Here is a 21,661-nt window from a genome sequence, read left to right as displayed (position 1 = left end):
ACGCCCCATGAACACCCGCATCGATCCCTCGCAACACCTGCTCGGCCAAGGCCCGCTGGTCAGCCGCGAGCGCCTCTGGCAGTCGCTGATGGACCTCGCCCAGCTCGGCGCCACCGCCAAGGGCGGCGTCTGCCGCCTGGCCCTCACCGACCTCGACCGCCAGGCCCGCGACCTGTTCGTGCGCTGGTGCGAGGACGCCGGCTGCACGGTCAGCGTCGACGCCATCGGCAACATCTTCGCCCGCCGCCCAGGCCGTAACCCGGCACTCGCGCCCGTGATGACCGGCAGCCATATCGATACCCAACCCACCGGCGGCAAGTTCGACGGCTGCTACGGGGTCATGGCCGGGCTCGAAGTGCTGCGCACCCTCAACGACCTGCAACTGACCACCGAGGCCCCACTGGAAGTGGTGGTCTGGACCAACGAGGAAGGCTCGCGCTTCCCGCCCTGCATGATGGGCTCGGGCGTGTTCGCCGGTAAGTTCGGCCTGCAGGAAACCCTGGACAAGGTCGACGACCAGGGCCTGTCGGTGGGCGCGGAACTGGCGCGCATCGGCTACGCCGGGCCGCGCGTACCGACCGGGCATGCCGTGGGCGCCTACTTCGAGGCGCATATCGAACAAGGCCCGGTGCTCGAAGACCAGCGCACCACCATCGGCGTGGTCCAGGGCTGCCTCGGGCAGAAATGGTTCGACCTGGTGCTCACCGGCGTCGAGGCCCACGCCGGCCCCACTCCGATGCACCTGCGCAAGGATGCGCTGGTCGGCGCAGCGGAGGTGGTCGCGGCGGTCAATCGCGTGGCCCATGCCCACCAGCCGCACGCCTGCGGCACGGTCGGCTGCCTGACCCTGCACCCGGGCTCGCGCAACGTCATCCCCGGCCAGGTGCAAATGACCATCGACCTGCGTCACCTCGATCCCGAGCACCTGGCTGCCATGGTCGGCGAAGTGCGCGAGGCCATCGAGGCCGCCAGCGCCAAGCACGGGTTGAGCTACCAACTGACGCCAACGGCCGACTTCCCGCCGCTGTACTTCGCCGGACAGTGCGTCGACGCCGTGCGCCAGGGTGCCCGCGCCCTGGGGCTGAGCCACATGGACATCGTCAGCGGCGCCGGCCACGACGCGATCTTCCTCGCCGAGCTGGGCCCGGCGGGCATGATCTTCGTGCCATGCGAAGGCGGCATCAGCCACAACGAAATCGAGAATGCCGCGCCACAGGACCTGGCCGATGGCTGCGACGTGCTGCTGCGCGCCATGGTCCAGGCCGCCAACCAGGGAGCCCATTGAAATGAGCGAGAAAACCGCAATCGGTGAATTCACCGCCGTCGAACTGCTCGACCTGTATCAGCGCCGCGCCCTGTCGCCCATGGAAGTGATCGACGACGTGCTGGCGCGCATCGACCTGCACAACCCGGCGGTGAACGCTTACTGCCACGTCGACGGCGAAGGCGCCCGCGCCGCCGCCCGCGCCAGCGAGCAACGCTGGCAGCGCGGTGCCCCGTGTGGCCGACTGGACGGCGTGCCAGCCTCGATCAAGGACCTGACCCTGACCCGCGGCATGCCGACCCGCAAGGGCTCGCGCACCACCTCCGGGGCCGGGCCATGGGAAGTCGATGCGCCGTTCAGCGCCTTCATACGTGAAGCCGGCGCGGTGCTGGTAGGCAAGACCACGACGCCGGAATTCGGCTGGAAGGGGGTCACCGACAACCCGCTGTACGGCATTACCCGCAACCCGTGGGACACGCGCCTGACCGCTGGCGGCTCGTCGGGAGGCGCTGGCGCTGCGGCAGCGCTGAACCTTGGCGTGTTGCACCAAGGCAGTGACGCAGGCGGCTCGATTCGCATTCCCTGCGCCTTCACCGGCACCTTCGGCATCAAGCCGACCTTCGGCTACGTGCCGCAGTGGCCGGCCAGCGCCATGACCGTGCTGTCGCACCTGGGACCGATGACCCGCACGGTCGAGGACGCGGTGCTGATGCTCGATTGCGTGGCTCACCCTGATGCTCGCGATGGCCTGGCCGGGGCACCTCGGCAGGCGCCGTGGCTGGGTGAGCGACAAGACCTGAGCGGCCTGCGCATCGCCTACAGCGCAGACTTCGGCTATGTGAAGGTCGCCCCGCAGATCGCGGGGTTGGTCGCGCAGGCCGTGGAACGCCTGGCACGGTTGGGGGCGCAGGTGGAAGCGGTCGATCCGGGTTTCGCTGATCCGCTGGAGACGTTCAATACCTTGTGGTTCGCTGGCGCTGCGCGCTTGGCCAGCGGCTTTACCGATGAACAGCGGGCGATGATCGACCCTGGCCTGCGCTGGATTGCCGAGCAGGGCGAGCGGATCGGTTTGCGCGAATATACCGAGGCGCTGGAGGCACGGGCGGATCTGATCGCCAAGATGAATGCCTTCCACCAGCGCTATGACGTACTGGTGTCACCGATGTTGCCGTTGGTGGCGTTCGAGGCGGGGCACAACGTGCCGCCAGGATCGGGGATGGCGCAGTGGATGGAATGGACGCCGTTCAGCTACCCGTTCAACATCACCCAACAGCCAGCGGCCTCGGTGCCTTGTGGGTTCACCCGGGAGGGGTTGCCGGTGGGGTTGCAGGTGGTGGCCGGGCGGTTCGCCGATGAGCAGGTGCTGCGGGTGTGCAAGGTGTATGAGCAGCATTATCCGAGCCGGCATCTGCAGGCGCCGATTGGCGGTTGAGCGTGGTTGGCTGCACCGGCCCTTTCGCGGGACAAGCCCGCTCCCACAGGTTATTGCAGCCTCTGGAAGCGTGCTCGGGCCCTGTGGGAGCGGGCTTGCCCGCGAAGAGGCCGGAAACACCAGCGCTGGATCAAATCCGCCCCGCTGGCGCATACGGCGCAGGGTCGATGATCGGCTCGGCGCCGGTCAACAGGTCGGTGAACAACTGGCACGATGCCGGCGCCAGCACCAGCCCATTGCGGTAGTGCCCGCAGTTCAACCACAGCCCGGCATGCCCCGGCACCGGCCCGATGTACGGAATGCCTTCCGGCGAGCCCGGCCGTAACCCCGCCCAATGCCCCACCACCTCGGCATCGGCCAGCTGCGGCAGCAACTCCACCGCCGAGGCCTTGAGGCTGGCCAGCGCATCCTTGGTCGGGGTCTTGTCGTACCCGGCATGTTCCAGGGTGCTCCCCACCAGAATATGGCCGTCGCGACGCGCAATGGCATAGCGCCCCTTGGCCAGGACCATGCTCGGCAAGAAGTCCGCCGCGCACTTGAACAGGATCATCTGGCCCTTCACCGGCTCTACCGGCAAGGCCAGGCCCAGCGTGGCCAGCAGGTCGCCGCTCCAGGCCCCGGCGCTGAGCACCACCTCGTCTGCGGCCAGCACACCGCTGTCGGTCTGCACGCCAGTCACTCGCCCATCCTGCTGCTCGAATCCACTGACCTGGCAATGCTCGCGCAAGGTCACGTTGGGCAGCGCCAGCAACGCCGCCTTCAACGCCTTCACCAGGCGCGGGTTGCGTACGTTGGCCACACCAGCCATGTAGACCGCTCGTTGGTAGCCTGGGCCCAGCACCGGCACTGCGTCGTACACCGCCGAGATATCCACCGCACTGAGTGGCCGCTGCTGGCGGGCAGCCCAGGCCAACGCCTCGGCTTCGTCATCCAGATCCAGCCAGTACAGGCCGGTGGTGTGCACTTGCGGGTCGAGCCCGGTACTGGCGAACAAGCGCTCGCCCAGCTGTGGATAAAAATCCTGCGACCAGTGCGCGAGGGCCGTCACCGCCGGGCTGTAGCGCCAGGGGTAGAGCGGCGAGACGATGCCGCCGCCAGCCCAGGACGATTCACGACCGACTTCACCCTGATCACAAACCACCACCTGGCCGACCTTCGCCGCCAGGTTGAACGCAGTCAGCAGGCCGATCACGCCGCCGCCGACAATCACTACTCGCTTGCTCATCCGTCGATCCAAACATTTGAAATAGACAAAACTTCAGCTTCCCCAACAGCGCTCGGCGCCTTCCCGGCTGCCCGGGTTGGCTCGCCGACCGGCCTGGTCGAGTTGAAAATCGCCACAGCGGTCATCCGCCATCAAGCCAGGCACCAAGCGCCGCGCATGCAGCGTGAAGTGCTCGGCATCACGTTCGGCTCGCAGGCTGTAATGGCGGTTGCCACCGGGCAGCGCAGGGTCGCCTTCGGCGTAGCTGCCGGTACGGGTACGGTGGCGCTCGAGCGTCAGCGCGGCATCATGCAGCAGGCCAACCACTTCGCTGCGTGCGGCTCGCCTGAGCTGGTCGCTGTAACTGGGGTAGGCAATGGCTGCCAGCATGCCGGTCACGGCCACCACAATCAATAACTCGATCAGGCTCATTCCTTGCTGCATGTCAGTCCTCGCGGGGTCTCTGGCGCCAGAGCAGGCGCTGGGGTGCCTGTGCTTGAGCGGTTGGTAGCGCGTACACCGCTTCCAGTACCTGGCGGTTCTCGACCTGCCGGCTGACCGCCGTGACCCTGACCAGCGTTGCCGGCTGGTCGCTCAGGTGCGTGGCGCGGGTGCTCATGCCGAGGTTCTGCACCTGGAAATAGCCACTTGGCGTGGCATGCCATTGGCCAAGCAATCGATGAGGATGCTTCGGTGGCTGACAGCCATTGCACACGCCAGGCAACAGGGCCGGCAATCTGGCCGCTGCGACGGACAGCGTCTCTTCGGCCTGCTCAAACCCCTTCAAGCCTTCGCCCAGAATGCGCGTCATGCGTGCTTCCTGCTGCGCATCGGTCAACGCCGAGGCGGCCAGCAGGCCAAGCAGCAGGCTCATGACCAGCGCCAGCAACAGCACCACCCCGCGCTGGCGCGTCATCAGCCAAGCACCGGGTTGCGCACTGCCACGCTCAGCGCATGCCGTTGCTCGATACCCAAGGTGGGCTCGAACAGGGTCAGCTGGATATCCACGCGCTGCTCGCTGCCCTCTCCGACCACGGTCACGCGCAGGTCGCGCACATGGTCGATCAGCGGCTGGTTGCTTGCACCCTGCCGAAACATCAGCACGGTGCCGACGAGCTGGTAACGGTGCCGGCTGATCGCTACGGCCAGATGCTGGCCTTGCACGCGCCCATTTCGTACCTGGACGTCGCTGAGGCAGTCGGTCAGCAGGGTCCAGTCCGGATCGCCGGGCATACCGGGCAACCGCGCGACCACAAGGGCCAGGCCATCGTGGTTAGCAAACAACGGCTGGGCGAACGCAGCATGGTCGGCAGGGTCTTGGAAATCCTTAGGCTCCAGGCGCAGGCAGCCGAACATGCCGGCCATGCGGATATCCTGGGCCATGCGCAGCAGTGCCAGGCGGGCATCATCCTGCAGGCGTGTGGCCATGCCCTGCAGGCGCCAGGACTCGTGGGCCGAGACGAATACACGGCTAGCGGTCGTCAGCAACGCCAGGCCGATGGTCAGCGCCAGCAGCATTTCCAGCAGACCGAAACCCCGTTGCCCCGGCTTCATGGCTGTCCACCTCTGGCTGCCCGGGCCCGCTCCTGTTCGGCATGCGCGGCTAGCGCAGCCTGTGTATCGCCCAATGCAGCCTCGGTAGCCCTCAGGGCCTGCAGTTGCAGTGACGCCGCGGCGAACAGCCCGACTGCCAACACCCCCATGGCCAGCAAGACCTCCAACAGGGTCATCCCTCGTTGCTGCTCACGCATCCCTGCTCCCTTCACGACATTTCCCGCCAAATGCTTTGAACCTGCCCGACTGGACCTCATGTCCAATGAGCAAGAAGCTAAAGCCAAGCACTTCCAGGGAGGAATGCACGGTGAAGCAACAGGGAGTAACACTGATACAAATGCTGTTCGCGTTGGCCGTGGCCATGTTGCTCACGCAACTCGGCATGCCCGCCTACGCCCGCTTGAGCGATGACCTACACCGCGCAGCCGCCGCCCGGGATCTCGCCCGGTCGCTGCGCAGCGCCCGCAGCCATGCCTTGCTGCAAGGCCAGGCAGTGATGGTGGAGGCTGTGGATAACGATTGGGGCAAGGGATGGCGGGTCATGCTTCGACACAATCGGCAGGTGTTGCGCGAGCACAGGCTCAACCGCCAATTGACCATCGCGGACAATCTGGGTAGCCAGGTGGCATTCAGCGAACAGGGGATTCCGCTGGGGCGGGGTAACGGCACCCTGGAGGTATGCGAGCGAGACGCGCCGAGCAGCCAGTACCGGGTGGTGCTTGCGACCAGCGGCCGGGTCAGCTTGAGGACGGATGAGGTGGAACGGTCGCTGTGTGCAGGGTCTTGATGCCCTATCGCCGGCAAGCCGGCGATAGGGCCGCCGATCAAATCAACGAGCGGACGCGCAATTCCTTGGGCATCGAGAACGTGATGTTCTCCGGGCGCCCGTCGAGCTCTTCGGCACCGGTAGCCCCCCAGGCCTTGAGCTGCTCGATAACCCCACGCACCAGCACCTCGGGGGCCGAGGCACCGGCGGTGATACCGATTTGCGCGGCATCGCCGAACCAGCCGCGCTGCAGGTCCTCGGCACCGTCGATCAGGTAGGCCGGGGTACCCATGCGTTCGGCCAGCTCACGCAGGCGGTTGGAGTTGGAGCTGTTCGGGCTGCCCACCACCAGCACCACATCGCATTCGCCGGCCAGTTGCTTGACCGCATCCTGGCGGTTCTGGGTGGCGTAGCAGATGTCGTCCTTGCGCGGCCCGCCGATGTTCGGGAAGCGCGCACGCAGGGCATCGATGACCCGACTGGTGTCGTCCATCGACAGGGTGGTCTGGGTGACGAAGGCCAGGTGGTCCGGGTCGCGCACCTGCAGCTGGCCAACGTCTTCCTCGTCTTCGACAAGGTAGATGGCGCCGCCGTTGCTGGCGTCGTATTGCCCCATGGTGCCTTCGACTTCCGGGTGCCCTTCGTGGCCGATGAGAATGCACTCACGGCCATCGCGGCTGTACTTGGCGACCTCGATGTGCACCTTGGTCACCAGCGGGCAGGTGGCGTCGAACACCTTCAGGCCACGGCCAGCGGCTTCCTGGCGCACGGCCTGGGAAACACCGTGGGCGCTGAAGATGACGATGACATCGTCCGGCACCTGGTCCAGCTCTTCGACGAAGATGGCGCCGCGGTTGCGCAGGTCTTCGACCACGAACTTGTTGTGCACCACTTCGTGACGCACGTAGATCGGCGGGCCGAAGACTTCCAACGCGCGGTTGACGATCTCGATCGCCCGGTCGACCCCCGCGCAGAAGCCGCGAGGGTTGGCGAGTTTGATTTGCATGCTCGGCTCCAGGCTTACAGGGCCTTCACCTCGAGGATCTCCACCTCGAAGGTCAGGGTCTTGCCAGCCAATGGGTGATTGAAGTCGATGGTCACCTGGCCATCGTCGAACGCTTTGACCACACCCGGCAGCTCGGTGTTGGCGGCGTCGTTGAAGATGATCAGCAGGCCTTCGGACAACTCCATGCCCTCGAATTGGGACCGCGGCATGGTCTGCACGTTCTGCGGGTTCGGTTGACCGAAGGCGTTTTCCGGCTCAACCACCACGGTGCGCTTGTCGCCGGCCTTGAAGCCGAACAACGCAGCTTCGAAGCCTGGCAGCAAGTTGCCGTCGCCGACCTTGAAGGTGGCCGGGGCCTTGTCGAAGGTGCTGTCGACGGTGTCGCCGTTTTCCAGGTGCAGAGCGAAGTGCAGGGTGACTTCGGTGTTCTGGCCGATACGGGTGTCAGTCATGGACAGGATCCTCCGACTTCTTGCTCTTGAACATATCCAGCGCCAGCATCACCGCACCGACGGTGATGGCGCTGTCGGCCAGGTTGAAGGCCGGGAAGTAATGGCGGTTCTGCCAGTGCACCAGGATGAAGTCGACCACGTGGCCCAGTACGATGCGGTCGTACAGGTTGCCGATCGCTCCACCGAGCACCAGCGCCAGCGCCACGGCCAGCCAGGTCTCGCCGCGCCCCAGGCGCTTGAGCCAGACCACCAGCACCGCACTGACCACCACGGCGATCAGGGCGAACAGCCAGCGCTGCCAGCCGGCGCCGTCGGCCAGGAAGCTGAAAGCGGCGCCAGTGTTGTAGGCCAAGGTCCAGCTGAAGTAGTCGGGAATGACCACGATCTGCTGATACATGGTCAGTGCGTTGTTGAAATACAGCTTGGTGGCCTGGTCGAGGACCAGTACCAGCAAGCTCAGCCACAGCCATGGAAGGCGCCCGAAGCGCCCTGCCGAGGGGTTAGGCATAGTGGCGCACCTCACCGGAGCCGCTCAGGTTGTCGACGCAACGCGAGCAGATTTCCGGATGCTCCGGATGGCTGCCGACGTCGGCGCGGAAGTGCCAGCAACGGCCGCACTTGGCATAGCCGGACTTGACCACTTGCAGCTTGAGGCCTTCGACTTCGGTGGCCACGGCTTCAGCCGGGGCCTGCGCGAACGGCACCACGCTGGCGGCCGAGGTGATCAGCACGAAGCGCAGTTCGTCGCCCAGCTTGGCCAGGTCGGCGCTCAGGCCTTGCTCGGCGAACAGGGTGACTTCGGCCTGCAGGTTGCCGCCGATGACCTTGGCACTGCGCTGGTTTTCCAGCTCCTTGTTCACCGCGGCCTTGACCGCCATCACGCGGTCCCAGTAGGCGCGGTCCAGCTCGGTGCCTTCAGGCAGCTCGGTCAGGCCTTGGTACCAGCCGTTGAGCATCACCGACTCGTTACGCTCGCCCGGCAGGTACTGCCAGATTTCGTCGGCGGTGAACGCCAGGATCGGCGCGATCCAGCGCACCAGCGCCTCGCTGATGTGGTACAGCGCGGTCTGGCAGGAACGACGGGCGACGCTGTTGGCGCCGGTGGTGTACTGGCGGTCCTTGATGATATCGAGGTAGAAGCCGCCCAGCTCCTGTACGCAGAAGTTGTGGATCTTCGAATAGACGTTCCAGAAACGGTACTCGCTGTAGTGCTCTTCCAGCTCGCGTTGCAGCAGCAAGGTGCGGTCGACGGCCCAACGGTCCAGCGCCAGCATGTCCGCTGGGGCCAGCAGGTCGCGGGCAGGGTCGAAGCCGGACAGGTTGGAGAGCAGGAAGCGCGCGGTGTTGCGGATACGCCGGTAGGCGTCGGCGCTGCGCTGCAGGATCTGCTCGGACACGGCCATCTCCCCGGAGTAGTCGGTGGCGGCAACCCACAGGCGCAGGATGTCGGCGCCCAGGGTGTTGTTGACCTTCTCCGGCTCGATGGTGTTGCCCAGCGACTTGGACATCTTGCGGCCGCTCTCGTCCACGGTGAAGCCGTGGGTCAGCAGCTCGCGGTACGGCGCATGGCCGTCGATGGCGCAGCCGGTCAGCAACGAGGAGTGGAACCAGCCGCGATGCTGGTCGGAGCCTTCCAGGTACAGGTCGGCGCGCGGGCCGGTGGCGTGGCCGATGTTGTGCGAGCCACGCAGCACGTGCCAGTGCGTGGTGCCGGAGTCGAACCACACGTCCAGGGTGTCGGCGATCTTGTCGTACTGGCCGGCTTCCTCGCCGAGCAGTTCGGCGGCGTCCAGCTTGAACCAGGCCTCGATGCCTTCTTGCTCGACGCGCTTGGCCACTTCTTCCATCAGCTCGACGGTGCGTGGGTGCAGTTCGCCGGTCTGCTTGTTGAGGAAGAACGGGATCGGCACACCCCAGTTACGCTGACGCGAGATGCACCAGTCCGGGCGGTTGGCGATCATCGAGTGCAGGCGCGCCTGGCCCCAGGCCGGGACGAACTTGGTGTCCTCGATGGCCTTGAGGGCACGCTCGCGCAGCGGCTCGCCGGTGCTCGGTTGCTTGTCCATGCCGACGAACCACTGCGCGGTGGCGCGGTAGATCAGCGGGGTCTTGTGGCGCCAGCAGTGCATGTAGCTGTGGCTGATGGTTTCGGTGTGCATCAGCGCACCGACTTCGCTCAGCTTGTCGACGATGGCCGGGTTGGCCTTCCAGATGAACTGGCCGCCGAAGAACGGCAGCGACTCGACGTACACGCCGTTGCTCTGCACCGGGGTGAGAATGTCGTCGTTGACCATGCCGTAGCGCTTGCAGGTGACGAAGTCGTCTTCGCCGTAGGCAGGCGCGGAGTGGACCACGCCGGTACCGGCGCCCAGCTCGACGTAGTCGGCCAGGTACACCGGCGACAGGCGGTCGTAGAACGGGTGGCGGAAGTTGACCAGCTCCAGGGCCGAGCCCGGGGCGGTGGCGATGACCGAGCCTTCGAGGTTGTAGCGCTTGAGGCACGACTCGACCAGCTCTTCGGCCAGCACCAGCAGGCGCTCGCCGGTGTCGACCAGGGCGTACTGGAACTCCGGGTGGATGTTCAGCGCCTGGTTGGCTGGGATGGTCCACGCAGTGGTGGTCCAGATCACGATGGCGGCCGGCTTGGCCAGCGCGGCCAGGCCGAAGGCGGCGGCCAGCTTGGCCTCGTCGGCGGCTGGGAAGGCCACGTCGATGGTCTGGGATTTCTTGTCGGCGTACTCGACCTCGGCTTCGGCCAGGGCCGAACCGCAATCGAAGCACCAGTTCACGGGCTTGAGGCCCTTGAACACGAAGCCTTGCTTGACCATCTCGGCCAGGGCGCGGATTTCACCGGCTTCGTTGGCGAAGTTCATGGTCTTGTAGGGGTTGTCCCAGTCGCCCAGCACGCCCAGGCGGATGAACTCGGTCTTCTGGCCTTCGATCTGCTCGGCGGCGTATTCGCGGCACAGCTCGCGGGTGCGGTCGGCGGTCAGGTGCTTGCCATGGGTGACCTCGACCTTGTGCTCGATTGGCAGGCCGTGGCAGTCCCAGCCCGGTACGTACGGGGCGTCGAAGCCGGACAGGGTCTTGGAGCGGACGATCATGTCCTTGAGGATCTTGTTCAGTGCATGACCGATGTGGATCTTGCCGTTGGCATAGGGCGGGCCGTCGTGCAGGACGAACTTCGGACGATCCTTGCCAATTTCGCGCAGCTTCTGGTACAGGCCAATGCTGTCCCAGCGCTGCAGGATCTGCGGTTCGCGCTGAGGCAGGCCGGCCTTCATGGGGAAGGCGGTGTCCGGAAGGTTTAGCGTGGCTTTGTAGTCGGTCATTTCAGGCTCTTCGTTAGCGGTTGAGCGTGCCAATGTGCACGTGCGGCGGCGATGTCCGCGTCGATCGCCGACTTCAGCGCCTCCAGGGAGGCGAAACGCTGCTCTTCACGCAGCTTGTGGTGGAACTCCACCGTCAGGCGCCGGCCATAGAGATCGCCGGCATAATCCAGTAGATGAATCTCGAGGTGCGGGCGCCCGTCACCGTTCACGGTGGGGCGCACGCCGATGTTGCCGACGCCCGGCCAGGCCTTGCCGTCGATCTCGATGCTGGCCAGGTAGACCCCGGACAGCGGCACGCGGCGGCGCTTTAGCTGGATGTTGGCAGTGGGCGTGCCGAGCTGGCGCGCCAGTTTCTGGCCATGCAGCACGCGCCCGGTAATGCTGTAGGGGCGACCAAGCAGGTGTTCGGCGAGTTCGAAGTCGGCGGCCGCCAGGGCCTTGCGTACTTCCGTGCTGCTGACCCGCAGGCCATCCTGGATCACCGTGTTGGCGGCCTCGACGGTGAAACCGTACTGCTTGCCAGCCTCGATCAGGAAGGCGAAATCGCCAGCGCGGTCGCAGCCGAAGCGGAAGTCGTCACCCACTTCGAGATGCCGCACGCCGAGGCCGTCGACCAGGATCGCCTTGACGAAGGCATCGGCGCTGAGCTTGCTCAGGCGCTGGTTGAAGGCCAGGCACAGGACCCGGTCGATACCTTCGCCGGCCAGCAGCTCGACCTTGTCGCGCAGGCGCGCCAGGCGGGCCGGGGCGGCATCGGGGGCGAAGTATTCGCGCGGCTGTGGCTCGAAGATCACCACGCAGGTCGGCAGGCCCAGGGCCTGACCACGCTCGCGCAGGCGCGCCAGGATTGCCTGGTGGCCTCGATGTACCCCGTCGAAGTTGCCAATGGTGGCGACACAGCCCCGGTGCTCGGGGCGCAGGTTGTGAAGACCTCGAACCAGCTGCATAACGCGCTTCTTGCTCATAAAGTGGCCGATTATAACCACACCCGGGCCTCGGCGACAGGCGCCAACGCCCAGGGGTGGCATGGAATACGAAAAACCGACGCCTGGCCGACCTGCGCCGTCAGTGCAAGGCCCGACGGGCAAAATGCCGTGGGCGGAAACCGCACAGGTACAGGCAGCCGAAGTACGTCACCACGCCCGCCAGGATCAGCGCGCCCAAACGCAGGAAACGCTCGAGCATGTGGCCCTGCGCCCAGGCCGGCATGTAATGCATGCCCAGCAGCAGCACTCCGGACATCAGCGTCACCGCCAGCACCAGCTTGGCCAGGAACATGGCCCACCCCGGCTGCGGCTGGAACATCTTGTGGCTGCGCAGCTTCCAGTACAGCAGGCCGGCGTTCAGGCAGGCACCGAGGCTGATCGCCAACGCCAGGCCCGCATGCTTGAGCGGGCCGATCAGCGCCAGGTTGAACAGCTGGGTGCAGACCAGGGTGAAAATCGCGATGCGCACGGGCGTGCGGATATTCTGCTGCGCATAGAAGCCCGGTGCCAGTACCTTGACCAGGATGATCGCCATCAGGCCGACGGAATAGGCCACCAGCGCGCGTTGGGTCATGGCCGCGTCGGTGGCGCTGAATTTGCCGTACTGGAACAGGCTGACGGTCAGTGGCTCGGCCAGGATCGCCAGGGCCAGGGTACACGGCAGCACCAGCAGGAAGCACAGGCGCAGGCCCCAGTCGAGGATCCGCGAGTATTCCTCGCGGTCCTTGTTGGCGTAGGTCTTGGCCAGGGTCGGCAGCAGGATGGTGCCCAGGGCCACGCCGAGCACGCCGGAGGGCAGCTCCATGAGGCGGTCGGCGTAGTACATCCAGGATACCGAGCCTGCCACCAGGAACGAGGCGAAGATGGTGTTGATGATCAACGAGATCTGGCTCACCGAAACGCCGAGGATCGCCGGCAGCATCTGCTTGAGCACGCGCCACACGCCGGTGTCGCGCAGGTTGAGGCGGGGCAGCACGAGCATGCCGATCTTCTTCAACGCTGGCAGTTGGTACAACAGCTGCGCCAGGCCACCCGCCAGCACGCCCCAGGCGAGCGCCATGATCGGTGGATCGCAGTAGGGCGTGACGAACAGGGCGAAGCCGATCATCGCCACGTTGAGCAGGGTCGGCGTGAACGCCGGCACCGAGAAGCGGTTCCAGGTATTGAGGATCGCGCCCACCAGCGACGACAGCGAGATCAGCAATATATAAGGAAACGTCACCTGCAACAGGGCAGTGGTCAGGTCGTATTTTTCGGCGCTGTCGACAAAACCCGGCGCGGTGACCCACACCACCCAGGGCGCGGCCAGGATGCCGACGGCGGTGACCAGGGCCAGGACCAGGGTCAGCAGGCCACTGACATAGGCGACGAACGTGCGGGTGGCCTCCTCGCCTTGCTGGGTCTTGTATTCGGCCAGGATCGGCACGAACGCCTGGGAAAAGGCACCCTCGGCGAAGATCCGGCGCAGCAGATTGGGCAGCTTGAAGGCAATGAAAAAGGCGTCGGTGGCGATGCCGGCACCGAAGATCCGCGCCAGGATGGTGTCGCGCACGAAGCCCAGCACCCGTGAAATCATGGTGATGGAGCTGACCGCGGCCAGGGATTTGAGCAGGTTCATCGAAAAGTTTCACGCCAATGGCAGGGGACGCTGCCAGAGCGCGCCCGAATGTGCGATACTCCCGCGCCTTCGCAGGGGAACCAAAAATTCCCGAGTTTACAGGTCACGCGGCAGAAAGGAATCTTTCCGGCGCGAAGACCCACCGCTCAGCGGATCCCTGCAGGTGGCCTTGACATCCGCTCGACTCATCGGCATGATTCGCGGCCTATTTTGTTTGCTATTTACCTAAAGTCTTTCGAGGAGCTCGACGGTGGCCAACTCACCTTCCGCCAAGAAACGTGCAAAACAGGCTGAGAAGCGTCGCAGCCACAACGCCAGCCTGCGTTCCATGGTCCGCACCTACATCAAGAATGTAGTCAAAGCCATCGACGCAAAAGACGCCGACAAAGCGCAAGCCGCTTACGTTCTGGCTGTGCCTGTAATCGACCGTATGGCCGACAAGGGCATCATCCACAAGAACAAAGCTGCTCGCCACAAAGGCCGTCTGAATGGCCACATCAAGGCGCTGAAAGAAGCTGCAGCTGCCTAAGCGACGTTTCAGTCGAAAAACCGACCCTAGGGTCGGTTTTTTATTGCCTGCATGTAGGAGCGGCCTTGTGCCGCGATGGGCCGCAAAGCGGCCCCGTTCGAAGTAAGCCCGGTGCCTGGGGACCGCGTTGCGACCCTTCGCGGCACAAGGCCGCTCCTACACAGGGGTTTGCGTCGCTGCTACTTGCCTAAGGGAATCTTCGGTGCCCACTGCAGCCAGGCATCTTCTGGCTTTTCGAACAGGGCGAAGGTCTGCTGTGGTCGGGCCGGATTGCCCATCTGCTCGCCCTCTGGCGTGGCAAAGGCAATACCACCATCGATCAGCGTCTCAAGCGACTCCGTGCGCACGGTCGCGCCTTTGAACAGCCCCCAGTCGAAACCGAATCCACTGCTGTTCCAGAAGCGGCTGCCACCGCGCACCAATGCCGCGTAGCGGGGCTCGATGAGGATGTGGATAAGTACCCGGTCGGCGGTCTGCCCCAGTTCGAAGCCGGTCACCTTGCCCACCGCCACCTCGCGATAGGTCACGGGCACGCCTGGCTTGATCGAACCACGCCGTGGGGCGCTCAGGGTCAATGGCAGGCCGACTTCGGTGCCTACCACCTCCGGCGCTTCGCCCAGGGCGATGAAGTCACGCTGCGGGCCCTTGTCCTTGGCGGCCGGCTGCACTTCCAGGTACTGGCCGCCGATCAGCGTATCGAGGTTTTCGGTACGCACCAGGCCCAAGGCCGGCTTGACCACCCAGAATTGCGTACCGACGCGGGCAATGCGGTCCGCCGCCTCGGTAATGCGCGCACGCAGCAAGACGGCCTGCAGGTCGTTGGTCAGGTCGACGCTTTCGACGCTACCTACGTCCAGCCCCTTGAAGCGGATCGGCGTACCCGGCTTGAGGCCATCGGCGCGATCGACACGGATGGTCACCAAGGTACCGCTGCGGTTCACCTCCTCGAGGCTTTCCATCAGGCGGAAGCGCGGGATACGCCGTTTGAGCGCGACGTTGGGCGCGGGCGTGTCGAAGGCGATACCACCGGCCATCAAGGTCTGCAGCGACTCGCTCTTGATCTTGATGCCCGACAGGCCACCGGTAAGGGTGATGCCGCTGACGTTCCAGAAGCGCGACGAACCGTTGACCAGGTTCTCGTATTCCTTCTCGATGTGCACGCCGATCAGGATGCGCTTGCTGTTACGGGCGAACTGGTAGCTCTGCACGCTGCCGACCTTGACCTGGCGGTACATGACCGGACTGCCGACCTCCAGCGAACCAAGGGTATCGGCGAACAGCACCAGGTGCAGGCCAGGGGCCTTGAGGTCTAGCGGCGGGGCCTTGGCCCGCGCCTCGAACTCACGTTGCGGCTTGGCGCCCTTCTCGCCTGGACGGATGGCAATGTAGTTACCCTTCACCAGGGCCTCGAGGCCAGTGATGCCCGCCAGGGAAATCGACGGCTTGACCACCCAGAACTGCGTACCGTCGACCAGGTAGTCTTCAGTGAGCGGATCGAGGGTCAGCTCGGCCATGGCACTGCCGAGGTTGTCCTCCATCTTCAGGGTCTTCAGCGAGCCGACCTGGATGCCCTTGTACATGACCGGCGTGCGGCCGGCCTGCAGGCCTTCGTAGTCGCTGAGCTTGACCTTGACGCGGATCCCGGCCTGGGCGGCGTCGAAGTCGTCATACAGGCGAAACGGCAGGCTCGGGTCGGTGGGCGGGCTGTCCTTGCGGTATTCCGGGGTGGCGAAGGCGATACCGCCGGCGACGATGCTCGACAACGATTCGCTGCGCACTTTGACCCCGGACAGGTTGGCATCGATGCTGATGCCGCTGGCGTTCCAGAAACGCGTGTGCTTGCGCACCAGGTTGGCGTATTCGGGCTGGATGAAGACCTTGACCTCGACGGTGTCGTGGTCGTCGGTGAGCCGGTAGCTCTTCACCACACCGACCTGGATCTGCTTGTAGAACACCGGGCTGTCGCGGTTGAGCGAACCGAGCCGGTCGGCCTTGAGGGTCAGGTGCAGGCCGGGCTCGCTATCGGACAGCGGCGGCGCCTCGGACAGCGCGGTGAAGCGCTTGGTCTTCTCGCCTTCACCGGGGCTCACGGCAATGTAGTTGCCCGAGACCAGCGTCTCCAGGCCCGAGATACCGGCCAGGGTCACGCTGGGCTTGACCAGCCAGAAACGCGTGCCAGTGGTCAGGTGCGGCTCGGCAGCCTTGTTCAGCTCGATGGTGGCGATCACCCCCTGGTTGCTGCCCTGGGCATCGAGCACCAACGCCTTGACCTTGCCGACCGGCATGCCTTTGTAGATGACTTCCGTCTTGTTGGCGACGATGCCTTCGCCGGTCTCGAAGCGCACCTCGATCTCGACGCCGGCATCGCGGTAGGCCTGCCAGGCCAACCAGCCGCCGATCATCAACGCGATCAGCGGCAGGATCCAGATGGCCGACCAGTTCGAAGCAGGGCGGGTTTTAGCCGTAGGCACATCACTCATGGTCGTCATCCGACTCCGTGTTATCCCAGATCAGTCGGGGATCGAAAGTTAAAGCAGCAAGCATTGTAAGAATCACCACACTGGCAAAGGCGACAGCGCCCAAATTGGCTTCGACGCTGGCAATACGACCAAAATTCACCACCGCCACCAGAATGGCGATAACGAAGATGTCGAGCATCGACCAGCGCCCGATGAATTCGATGAAGCGGTACATCCATATGCGTTGGCGGGCCGACAGCGGTTGGCGTCGCTGCACGGAATACAGCAGCAGGCCGATCCCTACCAGCTTGAAGGTCGGCACCAGGATACTGGCGATGAACACCACGGCGGCGATGGGGATCATGCCGTGCTTGAGCAGGGTGATCACGCCGGACATGATGGTGTCGGGGCTGCCCTGCCCCAGGGTACTGACCGTCATGATCGGCAAGATGTTGGCCGGAATGTACAGAATCGACGCGGTGATCAGCAGTGCCCAGGTGCGCACGATGCTGTTCGGGCGCCGCCCATGGACCACCGCGCCACAGCGCGTGCACGTTTGTGTGCTGCCATCGTCAACCTGGCGGTTGAGCTCGTGGCATTCATTGCAGACCAGAATGCCTGCATCAATCGCCCGCATGTAGATCTTCCCCTGACAGTGCATCCCAGATCTGGTGTGGCGACATCACCACCTCGAGCCAGACCTGAACCAGCAACAAGCTGATGAAGCAGAACAGGCCCAGACCCACCGTCAGTTCGGCCAGGTCGACCAGTTTGACGATGGCGACCAGCACGCCCATGAAGTACACCTCGAGCATGCCCCAGTCCCGCAGGTGATGGTAAATGCGGTAGCACAGAAGGCCATAGCTGCGCCCGGCGTTCAGGCGGATGCTGAGCAGTACCAGCAACTGGCAGAGCAGCTTGAGCAAGGGGATGGCCATGCTGCACAGAAACACCACCACTGCCACACCGCGCATCTCTGAGTTGTACAGGCCCAGCACGCCGCTCCAGACGGTGTCGTCCGAGTTCTGACCGAGCAGGTGCAGTTGCATGATGGGCATGAAGTTGGCGGGCACGAACAACAGCAAGGCCGTCAGCACCAGGGCAAGGCTGCGATTGACCACATTGTGCCGGTGGGCGTACAGCTCGTAGCCACAGCGCGGGCACAGGGCTTTTTCACCGTGCTTGAGCTCCGGCTTGCGCAGCAGCAGGTCGCATTCGTGACAGGCTACCAGCTGGTTGAGCGGCAACTGGTCCAAGGCTTCGGTATTGAGGGGGTCGGGCATCTCGGGGTTCTGAATAGATACGTGGGCTCTATTCTAGTGTTCTGACTCGAAATGTGGGAAGGCAATGAGGGCTCTATCGCTGGCAAGCCGGCGCCTGCATCGATAGCGCAGAAAGACAAAACCCCTACCTGCTCGCGCAGCTAGGGGTTTTGCGAAATGAATCTTGACGATGACCTACTCTCACATGGGGAAACCCCACACTACCATCGGCGATGCATCGTTTCACTGCTGAGTTCGGGATGGGATCAGGTGGTTCCAATGCTCTATGGTCGTCAAGAAATTCTGTTGCCAGAATGTCCAGATGGACAGCCCAGCGAATTCGGATATGTGAATTTGTGCTGCTTTTAATTTGTGAGCCGAATTTTCGGTTCTTTCGTCTTCACCACCACAATTTGGCTCAGCGCTCAAATTGCTTGGGTGTTATATGGTCAAGCCTCACGGGCAATTAGTATTGGTTAGCTCAACGCCTCACAGCGCTTACACACCCAACCTATCAACGTCGTAGTCTTCGACGGCCCTTTAGGGGATTCAAGATCCCAGTGAGATCTCATCTTGAGGCAAGTTTCCCGCTTAGATGCTTTCAGCGGTTATCTCTTCCGAACATAGCTACCCGGCAATGCCACTGGCGTGACAACCGGAACACCAGAGGTTCGTCCACTCCGGTCCTCTCGTACTAGGAGCAGCCCCTCTCAAATCTCAAACGTCCACGGCAGATAGGGACCGAACTGTCTCACGACGTTCTAAACCCAGCTCGCGTACCACTTTAAATGGCGAACAGCCATACCCTTGGGACCGGCTTCAGCCCCAGGATGTGATGAGCCGACATCGAGGTGCCAAACACCGCCGTCGATATGAACTCTTGGGCGGTATCAGCCTGTTATCCCCGGAGTACCTTTTATCCGTTGAGCGATGGCCCTTCCATACAGAACCACCGGATCACTAAGACCTACTTTCGTACCTGCTCGACGTGTTTGTCTCGCAGTCAAGCGCGCTTTTGCCTTTATACTCTACGACCGATTTCCGACCGGTCTGAGCGCACCTTCGTACTCCTCCGTTACTCTTTGGGAGGAGACCGCCCCAGTCAAACTACCCACCATACACTGTCCTCGATCCGGATGACGGACCTGAGTTAGAACCTCAAAGTTGCCAGGGTGGTATTTCAAGGATGGCTCCATGAGAACTGGCGTCCCCACTTCAAAGCCTCCCACCTATCCTACACAAGCAAATTCAAAGTCCAGTGCAAAGCTATAGTAAAGGTTCACGGGGTCTTTCCGTCTAGCCGCGGATACACTGCATCTTCACAGCGATTTCAATTTCACTGAGTCTCGGGTGGAGACAGCGCCGCCATCGTTACGCCATTCGTGCAGGTCGGAACTTACCCGACAAGGAATTTCGCTACCTTAGGACCGTTATAGTTACGGCCGCCGTTTACCGGGGCTTCGATCAAGAGCTTCGCTTGCGCTAACCCCATCAATTAACCTTCCGGCACCGGGCAGGCGTCACACCCTATACGTCCACTTTCGTGTTTGCAGAGTGCTGTGTTTTTAATAAACAGTCGCAGCGGCCTGGTATCTTCGACCGGCGTGGGCTTACGCAGCAAGTGCTTCACCCTCACCGGCGCACCTTCTCCCGAAGTTACGGTGCCATTTTGCCTAGTTCCTTCACCCGAGTTCTCTCAAGCGCCTTGGTATTCTCTACCTAACCACCTGTGTCGGTTTGGGGTACGGTTCCCAGTTATCTGAAGCTTAGGAGCTTTTCTTGGAAGCATGGCATCAACCACTTCGTCGCCTAAAGGCAACTCGTCATCAGCTCTCGGCCTTGAGATCCCGGATTTGCCTAAGATCTCAGCCTACCACCTTAAACTTGGACAACCAACGCCAAGCTGGCCTAGCCTTCTCCGTCCCTCCATCGCAATAACTGGAAGTACAGGAATATTAACCTGTTTTCCATCGACTACGCTTTTCAGCCTCGCCTTAGGGACCGACTAACCCTGCGTCGATTAACGTTGCGCAGGAAACCTTGGTCTTTCGGCGTGGGAGTTTTTCACTCCCATTGTCGTTACTCATGTCAGCATTCGCACTTCTGATACCTCCAGCAAGCTTCTCAACTCACCTTCACAGGCTTACAGAACGCTCCTCTACCGCATCATCATACGATGATACCCGTAGCTTCGGTGCATGGTTTGAGCCCCGTTACATCTTCCGCGCAGGCCGACTCGACTAGTGAGCTATTACGCTTTCTTTAAAGGATGGCTGCTTCTAAGCCAACCTCCTAGCTGTCTAAGCCTTCCCACATCGTTTCCCACTTAACCATGACTTTGGGACCTTAGCTGACGGTCTGGGTTGTTTCCCTTTTCACGACGGACGTTAGCACCCGCCGTGTGTCTCCCATGCTCGGCACTTGTAGGTATTCGGAGTTTGCATCGGTTTGGTAAGTCGGGATGACCCCCTAGCCGAAACAGTGCTCTACCCCCTACAGTGATACATGAGGCGCTACCTAAATAGCTTTCGAGGAGAACCAGCTATCTCCGAGCTTGATTAGCCTTTCACTCCGATCCACAGGTCATCCGCTAACTTTTCAACGGTAGTCGGTTCGGTCCTCCAGTCAGTGTTACCTAACCTTCAACCTGCCCATGGATAGATCGCCCGGTTTCGGGTCTATACCCAGCGACTAAACGCCCTATTAAGACTCGCTTTCGCTACGCCTCCCCTATTCGGTTAAGCTCGCCACTGAATATAAGTCGCTGACCCATTATACAAAAGGTACGCAGTCACCTAACAAAGTAGGCTCCCACTGCTTGTACGCATACGGTTTCAGGTTCTATTTCACTCCCCTCTCCGGGGTTCTTTTCGCCTTTCCCTCACGGTACTGGTTCACTATCGGTCAGTCAGTAGTATTTAGCCTTGGAGGATGGTCCCCCCATATTCAGACAAAGTTTCTCGTGCTCCGTCCTACTCGATTTCATTGATAAGAGATTTTCGTGTACGGGGCTATCACCCACTATGGCCGCACTTTCCAGAGCGTTCCACTAATCTCAAATCAACTTAAGGGCTGGTCCCCGTTCGCTCGCCACTACTAAGGGAATCTCGGTTGATTTCTTTTCCTCAGGGTACTTAGATGTTTCAGTTCCCCTGGTTCGCCTCTTGCACCTATGTATTCAGTACAAGATACTCAGCTTGTGCTGAGTGGGTTCCCCCATTCAGAGATCTCTGGATCACAGTCTGTTTGCCGACTCCCCAAAGCTTATCGCAGGCTACCACGTCTTTCATCGCCTCTGACTGCCAAGGCATCCACCGTATGCGCTTCTTCACTTGACCATATAACCCCAAGCAATCTGGTTATACTGTGAAGACGACATTCGCCGAAAATTCGTACGTTGCGCTTTCGCGCAGAACTCACAAATTTTACCTTAGCCTGATCCACCAGCAGTGAAACTGGTGTTCAGTCTATATCTATCACATATCCGAATTTTTAAAGAACGATCTGACAAAAGCCAGAAATCAACATTCATTCATGAATGTTCATTTCTAAGTTCTGATCAATTGCTACGCGTTACAGCAAACGTGGTGGAGCCAAGCGGGATCGAACCGCTGACCTCCTGCGTGCAAGGCAGGCGCTCTCCCAGCTGAGCTATGGCCCCGTATTCTAGGCTGCACCATGTAATGGTAGGTCTGGGCAGATTTGAACTGCCGACCTCACCCTTATCAGGGGTGCGCTCTAACCAACTGAGCTACAGACCTATAACAGGGTCGCGTTACAGCATCGTCTTTATACAA

18 protein-coding genes, 2 tRNA genes and 2 rRNA genes are annotated in these 21,661 nt (G+C 62.5%); 4 read left to right on the top strand and 18 right to left on the bottom strand.

The window, feature by feature from the left end; genetic code table 11:
* Nucleotides 1–7 precede the first annotated feature (7 nt).
* A complete protein-coding gene (locus tag E6B08_RS04580) occupies nucleotides 8–1,285 on the top strand; it encodes a Zn-dependent hydrolase (protein WP_136912931.1) in 1,278 nt (425 codons plus the stop codon).
* Nucleotide 1,286: 1 nt separating this feature from the next.
* On the top strand, nucleotides 1,287–2,696 hold the full coding sequence (locus E6B08_RS04575) for an amidase (protein WP_136912930.1): 1,410 nt from the start codon (nucleotides 1,287–1,289) through the stop codon (nucleotides 2,694–2,696).
* 130 nt (nucleotides 2,697–2,826) lie between these two features.
* Here the strand turns inward: E6B08_RS04575 and thiO are convergent, their stop codons facing one another.
* The 5 genes from thiO to E6B08_RS04550 are packed head-to-tail and all read right to left on the bottom strand — an operon-like array spanning nucleotide 2,827 to nucleotide 5,651.
* Nucleotides 2,827–3,921 (bottom strand): glycine oxidase ThiO, encoded by a 1,095-nt coding sequence (gene thiO / locus E6B08_RS04570; RefSeq protein WP_136912929.1) that lies wholly within the window; start codon nucleotides 3,919–3,921, stop codon nucleotides 2,827–2,829.
* A 33-nt stretch (nucleotides 3,922–3,954) separates the two neighbouring features.
* Nucleotides 3,955–4,344, bottom strand: a complete 390-nt coding sequence (locus tag E6B08_RS04565) for a type IV pilin protein (RefSeq protein WP_136912928.1) — start codon at nucleotides 4,342–4,344, stop codon at nucleotides 3,955–3,957.
* Between the two features lies 1 nt (nucleotide 4,345).
* Nucleotides 4,346–4,816: a hypothetical protein gene (locus tag E6B08_RS04560; protein WP_136912927.1), complete on the bottom strand. Its 471-nt coding sequence runs from the start codon at nucleotides 4,814–4,816 to the stop codon at nucleotides 4,346–4,348.
* Nucleotides 4,816–5,454 (bottom strand): PilW family protein, encoded by a 639-nt coding sequence (locus E6B08_RS04555; protein ID WP_136912926.1) that lies wholly within the window; start codon nucleotides 5,452–5,454, stop codon nucleotides 4,816–4,818. The genes E6B08_RS04560 and E6B08_RS04555 overlap by 1 nt, the downstream gene beginning before the upstream one ends.
* A complete protein-coding gene (locus E6B08_RS04550; RefSeq protein ID WP_136912925.1) occupies nucleotides 5,451–5,651 on the bottom strand; it encodes a type IV pilus modification PilV family protein in 201 nt (66 codons plus the stop codon). Before E6B08_RS04550 ends, E6B08_RS04555 begins: the two co-directional genes overlap by 4 nt.
* A gap of 110 nt (nucleotides 5,652–5,761) precedes the next feature.
* Between E6B08_RS04550 and E6B08_RS04545 the strand changes: the two genes are divergently transcribed.
* On the top strand, nucleotides 5,762–6,241 hold the full coding sequence (locus tag E6B08_RS04545; protein ID WP_136912924.1) for a GspH/FimT family pseudopilin: 480 nt from the start codon (nucleotides 5,762–5,764) through the stop codon (nucleotides 6,239–6,241).
* A gap of 37 nt (nucleotides 6,242–6,278) precedes the next feature.
* On the opposite strand, the gene ispH is transcribed toward E6B08_RS04545, so the two are convergent.
* The 6 genes from ispH to murJ all read right to left on the bottom strand — a co-directional run bounded on the left by ispH (nucleotide 6,279) and on the right by murJ (nucleotide 13,614).
* Complete coding sequence (ispH, locus tag E6B08_RS04540; RefSeq protein WP_136912923.1) at nucleotides 6,279–7,226, bottom strand: 4-hydroxy-3-methylbut-2-enyl diphosphate reductase; 948 nt, start codon at nucleotides 7,224–7,226, stop codon at nucleotides 6,279–6,281.
* 14 nt (nucleotides 7,227–7,240) lie between these two features.
* The gene (fkpB, locus tag E6B08_RS04535) at nucleotides 7,241–7,678 is read right to left on the bottom strand and encodes an FKBP-type peptidyl-prolyl cis-trans isomerase (RefSeq protein WP_136912922.1); all 438 of its coding nucleotides are present in this window, start codon (nucleotides 7,676–7,678) and stop codon (nucleotides 7,241–7,243) included.
* Nucleotides 7,671–8,186, bottom strand: coding sequence for a signal peptidase II (gene lspA, locus E6B08_RS04530; protein WP_136912921.1), 516 nt, complete (start codon nucleotides 8,184–8,186; stop codon nucleotides 7,671–7,673). Before lspA ends, fkpB begins: the two co-directional genes overlap by 8 nt.
* Nucleotides 8,179–11,010 carry an isoleucine--tRNA ligase gene (ileS, locus tag E6B08_RS04525; protein WP_136912920.1) on the bottom strand — a complete coding sequence of 944 codons (2,832 nt, stop codon included), beginning with the start codon at nucleotides 11,008–11,010 and terminating at the stop codon, nucleotides 8,179–8,181. Before ileS ends, lspA begins: the two co-directional genes overlap by 8 nt.
* The gene (ribF, locus tag E6B08_RS04520; protein ID WP_136912919.1) at nucleotides 11,007–11,957 is read right to left on the bottom strand and encodes a bifunctional riboflavin kinase/FAD synthetase; all 951 of its coding nucleotides are present in this window, start codon (nucleotides 11,955–11,957) and stop codon (nucleotides 11,007–11,009) included. The genes ileS and ribF overlap by 4 nt, the downstream gene beginning before the upstream one ends.
* Nucleotides 11,958–12,075: 118 nt before the next feature.
* Nucleotides 12,076–13,614 (bottom strand): murein biosynthesis integral membrane protein MurJ, encoded by a 1,539-nt coding sequence (murJ, locus tag E6B08_RS04515; protein ID WP_136912918.1) that lies wholly within the window; start codon nucleotides 13,612–13,614, stop codon nucleotides 12,076–12,078.
* Nucleotides 13,615–13,864: 250 nt separating this feature from the next.
* Between murJ and rpsT the strand changes: the two genes are divergently transcribed.
* Entirely contained in the window at nucleotides 13,865–14,143 is a 279-nt protein-coding gene (gene rpsT / locus E6B08_RS04510; protein ID WP_136912917.1) for a 30S ribosomal protein S20, read from the top strand.
* 179 nt (nucleotides 14,144–14,322) lie between these two features.
* Here rpsT and E6B08_RS04505 read toward each other — a convergent pair whose 3' ends face one another.
* The 7 genes from E6B08_RS04505 to E6B08_RS04475 all read right to left on the bottom strand — a co-directional run bounded on the left by E6B08_RS04505 (nucleotide 14,323) and on the right by E6B08_RS04475 (nucleotide 21,625).
* Complete coding sequence (locus E6B08_RS04505; protein WP_136912916.1) at nucleotides 14,323–16,623, bottom strand: PqiB family protein; 2,301 nt, start codon at nucleotides 16,621–16,623, stop codon at nucleotides 14,323–14,325.
* Nucleotides 16,616–17,239, bottom strand: coding sequence for a paraquat-inducible protein A (locus tag E6B08_RS04500; protein ID WP_136912915.1), 624 nt, complete (start codon nucleotides 17,237–17,239; stop codon nucleotides 16,616–16,618). The genes E6B08_RS04505 and E6B08_RS04500 overlap by 8 nt, the downstream gene beginning before the upstream one ends.
* Nucleotides 17,226–17,885: a paraquat-inducible protein A gene (locus tag E6B08_RS04495; RefSeq protein WP_136912914.1), complete on the bottom strand. Its 660-nt coding sequence runs from the start codon at nucleotides 17,883–17,885 to the stop codon at nucleotides 17,226–17,228. The genes E6B08_RS04500 and E6B08_RS04495 overlap by 14 nt, the downstream gene beginning before the upstream one ends.
* A gap of 161 nt (nucleotides 17,886–18,046) precedes the next feature.
* Nucleotides 18,047–18,162: ribosomal RNA gene (rrf, locus tag E6B08_RS04490) — 5S ribosomal RNA — on the bottom strand.
* 147 nt (nucleotides 18,163–18,309) lie between these two features.
* Nucleotides 18,310–21,202, bottom strand: a 23S ribosomal RNA gene (locus E6B08_RS04485).
* Nucleotides 21,203–21,449: 247 nt separating this feature from the next.
* Nucleotides 21,450–21,525 (bottom strand) — tRNA-Ala (locus E6B08_RS04480).
* A 23-nt stretch (nucleotides 21,526–21,548) separates the two neighbouring features.
* Nucleotides 21,549–21,625, bottom strand: a tRNA-Ile gene (locus E6B08_RS04475).
* Between the last annotated feature and the right edge of the window lie 36 nt (nucleotides 21,626–21,661).

Source organism: Pseudomonas putida (assembly GCF_005080685.1).
Classification (GTDB): Bacteria; Pseudomonadota; Gammaproteobacteria; order Pseudomonadales; family Pseudomonadaceae; genus Aquipseudomonas; species Aquipseudomonas putida_V.
This window is presented reverse-complemented; position numbering and strand designations above follow the sequence as displayed.

Bases quoted from the DNA above. Each gene is read 5' to 3' on its own strand.
- E6B08_RS04580 (WP_136912931.1), top strand. From the start codon at position 8: ATGAACACCCGCATCGATCCCTCGCAACACCTGCTCGGCCAAGGCCCG.
- E6B08_RS04575 (WP_136912930.1), top strand. From the start codon at position 1,287: ATGAGCGAGAAAACCGCAATCGGTGAATTCACCGCCGTCGAACTGCTC.
- thiO (WP_136912929.1), bottom strand. From the start codon at position 3,921: ATGAGCAAGCGAGTAGTGATTGTCGGCGGCGGCGTGATCGGCCTGCTG.
- E6B08_RS04565 (WP_136912928.1), bottom strand. From the start codon at position 4,344: ATGCAGCAAGGAATGAGCCTGATCGAGTTATTGATTGTGGTGGCCGTG.
- E6B08_RS04560 (WP_136912927.1), bottom strand. From the start codon at position 4,816: ATGACGCGCCAGCGCGGGGTGGTGCTGTTGCTGGCGCTGGTCATGAGC.
- E6B08_RS04555 (WP_136912926.1), bottom strand. From the start codon at position 5,454: ATGAAGCCGGGGCAACGGGGTTTCGGTCTGCTGGAAATGCTGCTGGCG.
- E6B08_RS04550 (WP_136912925.1), bottom strand. From the start codon at position 5,651: ATGCGTGAGCAGCAACGAGGGATGACCCTGTTGGAGGTCTTGCTGGCC.
- ispH (WP_136912923.1), bottom strand. From the start codon at position 7,226: ATGCAAATCAAACTCGCCAACCCTCGCGGCTTCTGCGCGGGGGTCGAC.
- fkpB (WP_136912922.1), bottom strand. From the start codon at position 7,678: ATGACTGACACCCGTATCGGCCAGAACACCGAAGTCACCCTGCACTTC.
- lspA (WP_136912921.1), bottom strand. From the start codon at position 8,186: ATGCCTAACCCCTCGGCAGGGCGCTTCGGGCGCCTTCCATGGCTGTGG.
- ileS (WP_136912920.1), bottom strand. From the start codon at position 11,010: ATGACCGACTACAAAGCCACGCTAAACCTTCCGGACACCGCCTTCCCC.
- ribF (WP_136912919.1), bottom strand. From the start codon at position 11,957: ATGCAGCTGGTTCGAGGTCTTCACAACCTGCGCCCCGAGCACCGGGGC.
- murJ (WP_136912918.1), bottom strand. From the start codon at position 13,614: ATGAACCTGCTCAAATCCCTGGCCGCGGTCAGCTCCATCACCATGATT.
- E6B08_RS04505 (WP_136912916.1), bottom strand. From the start codon at position 16,623: ATGAGTGATGTGCCTACGGCTAAAACCCGCCCTGCTTCGAACTGGTCG.
- E6B08_RS04500 (WP_136912915.1), bottom strand. From the start codon at position 17,239: ATGCGGGCGATTGATGCAGGCATTCTGGTCTGCAATGAATGCCACGAG.
- E6B08_RS04495 (WP_136912914.1), bottom strand. From the start codon at position 17,885: ATGCCCGACCCCCTCAATACCGAAGCCTTGGACCAGTTGCCGCTCAAC.